Origin of the sequence: Acidithiobacillus ferriphilus (genome assembly GCF_018854775.1) — a bacterium.
GTDB lineage: Bacteria > Pseudomonadota > Gammaproteobacteria > Acidithiobacillales > Acidithiobacillaceae > Acidithiobacillus > Acidithiobacillus ferriphilus.
In genome coordinates this window covers 1-8,684 of record NZ_JAAZTY010000055.1, presented here as the reverse complement: position 1 = coordinate 8,684, position 8,684 = coordinate 1, and the positions used below count along the sequence as shown (strand labels likewise).

Annotated in this window: 12 protein-coding genes; all 12 read right to left on the bottom strand. The window is 60.1% G+C overall.

The genetic code is table 11. From position 1 onward, the window contains the following. Nucleotides 1–136 precede the first annotated feature (136 nt). Complete coding sequence (locus HF921_RS04670) at nucleotides 137–439, bottom strand: hypothetical protein (protein ID WP_215893398.1); 303 nt, start codon at nucleotides 437–439, stop codon at nucleotides 137–139. After that, nucleotides 436–1,173: a DUF2681 domain-containing protein gene (locus tag HF921_RS04665; protein ID WP_215861791.1), complete on the bottom strand. Its 738-nt coding sequence runs from the start codon at nucleotides 1,171–1,173 to the stop codon at nucleotides 436–438. The genes HF921_RS04670 and HF921_RS04665 overlap by 4 nt, the downstream gene beginning before the upstream one ends. Continuing rightward, nucleotides 1,170–1,814, bottom strand: a complete 645-nt coding sequence (locus tag HF921_RS04660; RefSeq protein WP_064219832.1) for a PilN domain-containing protein — start codon at nucleotides 1,812–1,814, stop codon at nucleotides 1,170–1,172. The genes HF921_RS04665 and HF921_RS04660 overlap by 4 nt, the downstream gene beginning before the upstream one ends. After that, nucleotides 1,811–2,722: a type IV pilus biogenesis protein PilM gene (locus tag HF921_RS04655; RefSeq protein WP_215893397.1), complete on the bottom strand. Its 912-nt coding sequence runs from the start codon at nucleotides 2,720–2,722 to the stop codon at nucleotides 1,811–1,813. The genes HF921_RS04660 and HF921_RS04655 overlap by 4 nt, the downstream gene beginning before the upstream one ends. 58 nt (nucleotides 2,723–2,780) lie before the next feature. Beyond that, on the bottom strand, nucleotides 2,781–3,296 hold the full coding sequence (locus tag HF921_RS04650) for a hypothetical protein (protein ID WP_215893396.1): 516 nt from the start codon (nucleotides 3,294–3,296) through the stop codon (nucleotides 2,781–2,783). After that, nucleotides 3,293–3,853 (bottom strand): type II secretion system protein, encoded by a 561-nt coding sequence (locus HF921_RS04645; protein WP_215893395.1) that lies wholly within the window; start codon nucleotides 3,851–3,853, stop codon nucleotides 3,293–3,295. Before HF921_RS04645 ends, HF921_RS04650 begins: the two co-directional genes overlap by 4 nt. Further along, nucleotides 3,850–4,293 carry a type IV pilus modification PilV family protein gene (locus tag HF921_RS04640; RefSeq protein ID WP_215893394.1) on the bottom strand — a complete coding sequence of 148 codons (444 nt, stop codon included), beginning with the start codon at nucleotides 4,291–4,293 and terminating at the stop codon, nucleotides 3,850–3,852. Before HF921_RS04640 ends, HF921_RS04645 begins: the two co-directional genes overlap by 4 nt. Beyond that, nucleotides 4,290–4,733 carry a prepilin-type N-terminal cleavage/methylation domain-containing protein gene (locus HF921_RS04635; RefSeq protein ID WP_215893393.1) on the bottom strand — a complete coding sequence of 148 codons (444 nt, stop codon included), beginning with the start codon at nucleotides 4,731–4,733 and terminating at the stop codon, nucleotides 4,290–4,292. The genes HF921_RS04640 and HF921_RS04635 overlap by 4 nt, the downstream gene beginning before the upstream one ends. 81 nt (nucleotides 4,734–4,814) lie before the next feature. Then, nucleotides 4,815–5,285 carry a prepilin-type N-terminal cleavage/methylation domain-containing protein gene (locus HF921_RS04630; protein WP_215893392.1) on the bottom strand — a complete coding sequence of 157 codons (471 nt, stop codon included), beginning with the start codon at nucleotides 5,283–5,285 and terminating at the stop codon, nucleotides 4,815–4,817. A 131-nt stretch (nucleotides 5,286–5,416) separates the two neighbouring features. Then, nucleotides 5,417–6,640 (bottom strand): type II secretion system F family protein, encoded by a 1,224-nt coding sequence (locus tag HF921_RS04625; RefSeq protein ID WP_215861783.1) that lies wholly within the window; start codon nucleotides 6,638–6,640, stop codon nucleotides 5,417–5,419. After that, nucleotides 6,640–8,343 carry a GspE/PulE family protein gene (locus HF921_RS04620; RefSeq protein ID WP_215893391.1) on the bottom strand — a complete coding sequence of 568 codons (1,704 nt, stop codon included), beginning with the start codon at nucleotides 8,341–8,343 and terminating at the stop codon, nucleotides 6,640–6,642. The genes HF921_RS04625 and HF921_RS04620 overlap by 1 nt, the downstream gene beginning before the upstream one ends. Before the next feature lie 94 nt (nucleotides 8,344–8,437). Beyond that, on the bottom strand, nucleotides 8,438–8,684 hold a 247-nt coding region (locus tag HF921_RS04615), incomplete at its 5' end, for a hypothetical protein (protein WP_215893390.1).

Here is an 8,684-nt window from a genome sequence, read left to right as displayed (position 1 = left end):
TGTTGCACGGCCGGCGGGGGTGGCTTTATCGCCGGTTTTGTCGCCGGCAGCATGGCGCTTGCGGGATTATCAGGCACCGTTTGGCAACCCGCCAGCCAGATACAGCTCATCAATATTGCCAACTGTTTGCGCATGATCATTTCTCTTCACTCGGGTTGATAGAACCGCCAATGACCAGACGCAGCCTTTTGGATCCCGCTCCCAGTATCACCCAACCGGCACCCACGGCGATCAGGCGATAGGGTCCGATCTGGCTTCCCAAGGGGTACAGGCGGCCGTTGAGAATGGCCACGGGCACCTGCCCGCCGGTCAGGGTGCTGTCCAGGACCAGGGACGCGAGGGGCGCGCCCGCAGCCCCGGTGCGGTAGTCGTCCGGACGGGTCGGATTGGGGGTTATCTGCATTTGGGCGGCCAGCAACAGTCCGAAGAGCGCACTCATGAACTACCCCCCGCGGCCTTGGGCAGACCACGCAGCGTCCCAAGGGCGCTCCGGATTTGACCGGTGGTCAACCCGGCCCCTGGTCCGGGAGCGTCCCGCCGGCCGCTCCAGGCGATGGCGTAGGTACGTACATCAATCCGTAACTCGGCCTTTGGGTACTGTATCACGGTGTAAGTCCACTGGCCCCATTGTAAACGCCAGGGCCCTCGCTGCACACTTTGCAGGTAGGCAAGCAGACTGTGGAAATCACCCTGCAGGGTAAGGGAAACCCCGCTTTGATACAGACGCGGGCCGACCTTGTCACCCTTATCCGCCGGTAAAGGATATACCTGGGAGGGCGCAAGGGTGTGGAAGCGTACACACTGTACCCCAGGACGCTCCGTTAACAACGTGCGCAGCCAACCAGCCAGTTCATCCTGCCGGGGGTAGCGCTGACCGGCCTGGTGCAACTGCTCATCCAGGGTAGCGATGATCCGCTGCTGGGCATCCAGGCGCGACCGCGCCTGCAGGGGTGCGTTACGCAATAATGCCTGAATTTCGCTTTCCATAGCGGTCGCGTGGATTTGCCCGGTCTGCCATTGTTGTTTTTTGTCTTGCAGACCACTTTGCAGGGGCGCGAGCAGCAACTGATAAAAACCCATGAACAGCACCGTAAGGGCGGCTGACAACACCAACACGCGTTCGCGCAGGCTGAGTGCGTCGAAACGGGTGAACCAGTGCCGGAGGGCGTTCATGGCCGCTCCGGCGAACGGGCGGCGGCGCTAATGCGGAAATCCAGCAGCGCAGTGGATGGAATGCTGCTGTCGGGGGCCGTGATGCCACTGCTGGCGGTGATCCCGGCCAATGTCAGACCGGCCAGTACCGGCTGGGCATGGAGCCGTTCCACGTAGAGCGGTATAGTCGCCGCCCGCAGGGTACGTCCTTCCAAAACCAATCCGCCGGCGTCGCCGCTCATGCGCGTCAGCCAGATACCGGGAACGATGCCACGACCAAGGGCATTGAGTATCTCCGATGGATTCTGGCTGGCCACATGCAGAGAAAGCAGTTGCAAGAGAAAGCGCCGCTCGTCGATTTCCGTCTGCAGCGCCTGTTGCCGGGTTTCCCACGCAGACTGGGCGCCCGGACCATAGCGCGCGATGAGCTGGTCCCGCTGGCTTTGCAGCGCGCTCAGTCGTTGCTCCTGAGTCGCCAACAGTTGTGCCTGTTCCTGATTGGCCTGCTGCCAGTACAGGGCCAGCCCGCTGAGGGCAAGAAGCAGGACGCCGAGGAAAATCAGGCTGAAGCGCGCCGAGAAGGGTACTTGCCGCGATATGAAGCGATCACTGTAAAAATTGACGCGGGCCGGATCGGCCGCTGGCGGCAGTCGCAGGCTCATGGGACAGGCAGTTCCGCGGCAAAGGCCTGGGCCAGAAGACAGCGACTGTCCGCCGGGGAAAGTGATTCCTCGACATGCGCGCAGCGCCGCCCGAGCAGCTCGCCCAGCATCTCCGGCAACGACTTCGGCGCGCCGCAGAGATAGAGAACGGCGGGCGGCGGGCGGCGGAAACGATTTTCGTAAAAATCCATGGTGCGCTGTATCTCTAGAGCCAGGCCTTCGCTGGCGGAGCGGAAACCCGCCGGATCATCATCGCCGGGAAAATGCGCAAAGCCCAGCGGCAGTGGTCGGCCAAACCGGTAGCTGCCGCCCTGCACCAGGGTCAGATGGCAACTGCGGGTTTCCATCAGCAATAGCCCGACGCCGCCCGCCTCTTCGGGCAGGAGCCAGCACAAATCGCGCAGGGCGAGGTCGATGATGCCGACATAAAAAGGTTGCAGGCCAACACCGCGCAACAGGTCTATCCGTTCCTGAACCACGCTCGCGCGCACCGCAACGGCGAAAATCTGGCGCCCTTCAGTGTCCGGCACGGGAATGGCGTCCAGCACCGCCTCCTGCACCGGAAAATCCAGCAAATCCGCGAGCTGCCAGCGCAGGGCGGCGAGCATCTCCGCCGCGGGCACCTTGGGCGCATCCACGACTTGCAAGTTATAGTCCTCCCGGAACAAATACGTAGCCGCCAGACTGCCAGCCAGCCCATGGCTCTGCACGCTGTGGCGTAAGGACTCCAGCAGCAGTTCCCGGTAGCGGCTCGATAACGGGTCGATGTCCTCGGCCAGGATCAGTTCGGCTTCGCCATGATGCACTCGCACGAGGCAATAGCCGTCCCGGCGCAACTCCAGCACCACCGGAGGGCGTTTCCGCCAGCGCCGCACAATGTCCCGCAGGTCGGCATCCCAGAGTTTCATATTGTTACTACACCCATGGCGGGAGTATTAGCCGAAAACGGCAAGAATTGCCAGGTGGTCATGGGTTTTCGAGCCAGTAGTTGAGGGTGGCAATTTGCCTGCCGGATTTTCCTCCACGCGTGGCACTTATCGCTACGATGACACTTCTTAGTGCAACCACCGGCGAATTACCAGCACCAAGATTGCCCGCCGGGCAAGCTCCCTGGCTGGTGATCTGGTAAGAGGTGGTGGAAGCCGTGCGGGCCGATGAACAAGCCACCTTTGCCGAACAGCCCCCCAACCCAGGAATGCTGCCAATGGCCGGATACGCCGGACTAGGGCTGAAACACCGGCGGGCGGCGCTGCCGGTGGCGGGCGCGATCTGGTATGTCCCCCATTCCGCCCCGCTCTGGGCCGCCCAGTAGGCACGGGTGGAGGCGATCTGGTAGGCCGTGTTCTGATTGCTCTGGGCGGTAATATAGGCCAGGGCCGCCAGCAGCAGGGCGAGCACCACCATGATGAATATCATCATCACCAGGGCCGAGCCCTTTTCCGCAGATAGCGTGACAGGGCGATTATCCCGTTTGGCCGTCATTGGTTATTGACCACGGAATAGGCGGAACTGAGGACGGCGATGGCCCGGCTCAGACTGAGGCGGACAGCGGCTGCGGGGTCGCTGAGGGTCAGTATCACCGACACGCCGCTGGCCGTGCTCGCGCTCGATCCTACGGGAAGTGCGCTGAAAGCGCCACTGGCATTGACCGCGAGAACCTGCGCCGACGGCCAGTTGGGTGTGCTCTGGGTCAGTTGCCCGTTGCTAAAGGCAAAGCCATAATAGCTGCCGGGACAGGCGCTGGCAGCAGCGGCGCTGGGCGGCGCGGTACAGCGTCTAAAAGAGACGGTTGCTCCGCCATTAGGAAATTTTAACGTCCCCGGCTGGGCATTATGCAGTTCCCGCGCCATCACCGTCAGTGCCATCTCGCCCTGACTGGCCAGTTCGCCAGCGGCGCGGTTGGTCTGATAGGTTTGCACCGAACGCACGATGAGCGCCGTCGCCCCCACGGACAGGATGCCGAGGATGACGATGGCGACAATCAGTTCGATGAGAGTGAGGCCACCCTGGGCACTGGAGCGGTTTTTCAGGGATATCATGGGCAACTGCTGCCGAAGCAATATTTCGTGCGCCACGCCCCCAGAGTGATATCCGCACCGCTGGGGCCGCGGACCTGCACCGTCAGATATTCGGCATCTTTTTTCGGGATCCATTGCTGTTTATTTTTTGTACGCAATTTCAATTTATTTTCTGTACAATTTGTGGTGATGCTAAAGCCGTAGCTATTTGCTGGTGTCGGGCTTGGTTTTCCCTTACACCCATTGCCAAAAGGGCTTTTATAATTCGCTACCATCCCTTGCTCCAACGTACTTTGAGCAATAGCCGTGGCCTGTGCCGTCGGCACCGGATTGGCACCGAAGCGGCCATACCAGACCACGGGGATGATGAGTGCAGCCAGAAAGCCCATCAAGGCCATGCCTATCACCAGCTCGATGAGGGTGACACCGTGCTCCTTTCCCCTCAATGCCACCCTACTCATGCGCACGGTCCGGCGTAAGCCAACCCAGTGGGGGAGATGCACACCACGCGGTCCGCGCCGCCACCGTCGGCAAGGGTGATGCTGCTGGTTTGAGTGGCATTGGCCACGCTGCCGGTGGAACTGGTGAAGGTGAAGGTGGCGCTGGCCTGGGCGCTGGCCGGGATGGTGATGGGGTAGCCCTTGCCGCCGGGGACCGGCAGGTTTTGCCCGACACTGTTTTGCACCGCAACAGTACTCCCCTGAACGCTCAGGATAATGTCGCCGTTGCCCAGCAAGGCCAATTGCCGGGCGTATTGGGCCGCGGCAATCACATCACCCTGCGCGGCATTGGCACTGTAGCCCCCTATCCCCATGAAGCGCGGCAAAATCAGCGCCGCCAGGATACCGGCTATGATCAGGACGGCAATGACTTCAATGAGAGTAAAGCCGCGGTCAGCCATTTGCCCGTCCATGTCCTTACAACGGACAAGCCAGGGAACGGAAGGCTCCCTGGCTTGCTACACCCCTCTGCCGATGAACAATCAGGAGCAGTCGGTGGAGGTCGTGACGATGGTGGGCGGAACGATAGAACTGGTGGCCGCCGTATACACCACGTTGCATTGAGCAGAGTTGCCGGCCGAGGTAGGCCAGAACGTCGCTGTGGTCCCGGCGGCACTCACACCAAAATTGGTGGTGTCCTGGAGCATGGTGGAGATGCTGCCCGCCGTGGGATAGCCATAAGCCAGAGCCACCGTGCCGTTAGTGCCGGCTCCGGGGACGGAAATGGTGCCACTGGCCCCCGTCTGGACAGGCGTGCTTACCAGCGCCTTGCTGTAGGCCAGCGCCGATGCGGCTTGCAGAGAACCGGAAATACCCTGCAACACGCTGCGCCGCGCGTCGTTCTGCAGATTTACAAAACGCGGAATGGCAAAAGCGGCGAGAATGCCGAGAATGACAATAACCACGATAAGCTCGATCAGGGTGAAACCCTGTTCACTGGAATCCTTTTGCATGACATCTCCTATGGAGTCTGCTCTGTAACTTCTTTGGTGACAAAGCATAACAGGAATCAATGGTACTAAATTCCCGGAACGGGAGTCAATATACAGCAACCATTTTTAATGGATGATTGTTAACGATCCGGCTATTGTTTGACCATCTTCACCATATCCCACATGGGCAGGTAGATGCCGGCAGCGAGGATGAAAACCAGACCACCCATGATCACCACCATGATCGGTTCGATGCGCGCGGCAAGGCTGTCCACCTTTTTTTCCACCTCGCGCTCATAATAATCCGCCACCTCGCCCATCATGCTATCCAGCGCGCCCGTTTCCTCGCCGACGCGCAGCATTTGCAGAACCAAAGGCGGAAAGAGTCCGGTGGTGCTGGCGCTCATGTGCAGATCTTCACCGCGGAGAAGAGCCTTGGGGAGCGCAGCCAGGCGATCCTCTATGAAACGATTGTGTACCGCGCCAATGACCAGTTCCATACCCTTGAGAATAGGGACACCGGCAGTGGCGACCAATTGTAAGGTTCTGCCGAAGCGCGCCATGGCGTCTTCCAGGATCAGCGCGCCGAAAATAGGGGTACGCAACAAGAAACGGTCCCAGAGCCAACGTCCGTGCGGTTGACGAAGAAAGAGGCGAAAACCGTAAATGGCGGTAAAGGCGATAATGAGGATCAGCCACCACCAGGCCACCGTAAAATTGCTGAAGGCGATGAGCATACGGGTAAAAATAGGCAGGGTGATATGGGCGCTGGCGAAGAGTTTGGCGAAGGCCGGGATGACCATGATGTTGAGAATAACCATGGCGACAGCCAAAGCGATGGCCACAAAAAACGGATAACGAAAAGCCTGACGAATGCGGGCGAGGGTGATGTCCTCGCGTTCTAGATAGCCGGACAACTGCAGCAGCACCGTATCGAGATTGCCCGTCGTCTCACCGACTTCTACCAGACGGAGATACAGAGGCTGAAAGACTTTAGGGTAAGCCGCCAGTGCGACGGAAAGCGGCTGACCATCGCCTAGCGTATGCTGCACCTGTATGAGTATTTCGCCGATGCGGGTCTGCGGGCCATAAGTGCTGATCAGTCCTTCTATGGCGTTGAGCACCGGGATGCCGGCGTGCAGCAGGGCATAAAGCTGGCGGGTAAAGAGGACGATATCGGCGCGACTGATGGGGCGTCGGTTGAGCCGGGTCCACAACTGTTCGATACGAACGCCTTCGCGGAGCTCTTCCACACTGACGGGGATAAGCTGGTTATTGCGCAGGGCCTGCGCGACCATCGTACCTTCTCCGGCATCCATGATGCCCTCGCGGAGCTGTCCGTGATCATCGCGGGCACGATAGCGGAAACGCGCCATCAGTCCTCCGCCGCGTCGCTGGTCACCCGCGCCATTTCTGCCAGGGTGGTAATGCCCTCCCAAACCAGGCGCATGGCCTCTTCGCGTAATAAAGTGAACTGTTGTTGCCGGTTCGCGGCCTCAAGAAGTGCTGCGCGGCTATTACCGAGAATGGCCGCGCGGAGTAATGGATCCATGCGAATCAGTTCGAAAACCGGTTGACGACCGCGATACCCGGTGAAATTGCAGGTGTTGCAACCTTTCCCGCAGGAAAAGGTGACGAAGTCGGGAGGCACGCCGAGACGGTCGGCAAAAGCCGCGCGTTCTGCGGGGCTGACCTCCTTGTCCTCGGTCTTGCAGGACGGGCAGATACGACGCACCAGGCGTTGCGCCATCACCCCGAGCACCGCCGACCCGATCAGAAAAGATTCCACCTCGAGTTCCTGCAATCGCGGAAAGGCGCCCACCGCGTCGTTGGTGTGGAGCGTGGCCAGCACCAGGTGACCGGTCAGAGCGGCGCGCGCGGCGATTTCCGCCGTTTCATGGTCGCGGATCTCGCCCACCATGATAACATCCGGATCCTGGCGCAGGATGGTGCGGAGCACCCGCGCAAAATCGAGCCCGATACGGGGATGCACCTGCACCTGGCTGATGCCCTGGAGGCGGTATTCCACGGGGTCTTCCACGGTGAAAATCTTGCGTTCGATCGTGTTGATTTCATTCAGTGCCGCATACAGCGTCGTCGATTTGCCTGACCCGGTAGGGCCGGTTACCAGAAACAATCCGTGCGGACGGTGCATGATGTTTTGCAGGCTGATCTCAATGTTGCGGGGCATCCCGAGCTCATTAAAATGCAGTAATGCGGTTTGCTGGTCCAGCAGGCGCAGGACCACGCTTTCCCCGTCCTGGACGGGCATGGTGGCCATGCGTACATCATAGGCTTTGCCCTCCAGTTCGAGATGCATTCGCCCATCCTGAGGGAGGCGACGTTCGGCGATATCGAGATTAGCCATCACTTTGAGTTTGGACGCGATCAGCGGCATTAAACGGCCGTCCACGCGCAGATGCTCACGCAGGACGCCGTCCACGCGCAGCCGCACCCGCAGACCCGATTCTTCCGGTTCAAAATGGATGTCAGAGGCCCGCAGCCGCGCGGCATCCGTAAAAACGGCGTTGAGCAGGCGCACGATGGGCGCATCTTCAGCGCTGCTCTCCAGGATCGGGGGCAGGGCCGAAGTGGTCACGGTATCGCCCAGCGCCTCGCGCAATTCGGCACTTTTGCTGACCGCGCCATAAAGCTGAGGAAGAATGTGCAGCAACTGGGACTCGGAGATGAGGGCCATTTCCACGGGTTTGCCCATGGCCCGGGAAATGGCATCCAGAGCCGGCAAATCGGTGGGGTCGGCCATGCCTACCACGTAGTGCTCACCCCGGTCCTGTACGGGTATGGCACGGTAGCGTCGCGCCAGCGATTCAGGAAGCCGCAACACCAACTGCGGATCTAACGCCTGCTGCGATAAATCGATGCGTTCCAGATGGAGTTGACTAGCCAGAAAAGTCAGTAGACTTTCTTCGGTCACCAAGTGTTGGGCAATCAGTTCTTGCCCGAGCTTGCGCCCGCTTCTCCGCTGCTGGATGAGGGTCATATCCAACTGCTCGGCAGTAATGATGCCGTTCTGGATCAGCAGATCACCCAGACGGATTTTTTGTAAACGAGAAGCCATAGCCTGATTGCCCTCCAAAGACTTTCAGCCAACATAAGAAACATGACGCCCATACACCCCACTGGGTGATTCGCCGTATTCTATGGCCCTTTTACTATGTCTCTCCGCTCACGACATGATCCAGCCACTGGCTCGAGACTCTTTCCAGCAGGCGATTTTGACTTTGTCGTGCGGTGAGGTTATCGAGGTCCACCCAGGCCAGGGGCTGATCCTGCTGCGCGCAGGAGAACACCGCCTTGGTGCGCTGCCCCGTCTCCGGGTCGATCTGCCATTGCAGACACTGGGCGCAAACCCCTTTGAGCATGCACTGCATGGGGCTGCCCACCGTCGCGGTAGCCTCC

Coding starts and splice junctions, on each gene's coding strand:
- HF921_RS04650 (WP_215893396.1), bottom strand. CDS start 3,296: ATGACGGCCAAACGGGATAATCGCCCTGTCACGCTATCTGCGGAAAAG.
- HF921_RS04670 (WP_215893398.1), bottom strand. CDS start 439: ATGAGTGCGCTCTTCGGACTGTTGCTGGCCGCCCAAATGCAGATAACC.
- HF921_RS04635 (WP_215893393.1), bottom strand. CDS start 4,733: ATGGCTGACCGCGGCTTTACTCTCATTGAAGTCATTGCCGTCCTGATC.
- HF921_RS04660 (WP_064219832.1), bottom strand. CDS start 1,814: ATGAGCCTGCGACTGCCGCCAGCGGCCGATCCGGCCCGCGTCAATTTT.
- HF921_RS04620 (WP_215893391.1), bottom strand. CDS start 8,343: ATGGCTTCTCGTTTACAAAAAATCCGTCTGGGTGATCTGCTGATCCAG.
- HF921_RS04625 (WP_215861783.1), bottom strand. CDS start 6,640: ATGGCGCGTTTCCGCTATCGTGCCCGCGATGATCACGGACAGCTCCGC.
- HF921_RS04655 (WP_215893397.1), bottom strand. CDS start 2,722: ATGAAACTCTGGGATGCCGACCTGCGGGACATTGTGCGGCGCTGGCGG.
- HF921_RS04665 (WP_215861791.1), bottom strand. CDS start 1,173: ATGAACGCCCTCCGGCACTGGTTCACCCGTTTCGACGCACTCAGCCTG.
- HF921_RS04630 (WP_215893392.1), bottom strand. CDS start 5,285: ATGCAAAAGGATTCCAGTGAACAGGGTTTCACCCTGATCGAGCTTATC.
- HF921_RS04640 (WP_215893394.1), bottom strand. CDS start 4,293: ATGAGTAGGGTGGCATTGAGGGGAAAGGAGCACGGTGTCACCCTCATC.
- HF921_RS04645 (WP_215893395.1), bottom strand. CDS start 3,853: ATGATATCCCTGAAAAACCGCTCCAGTGCCCAGGGTGGCCTCACTCTC.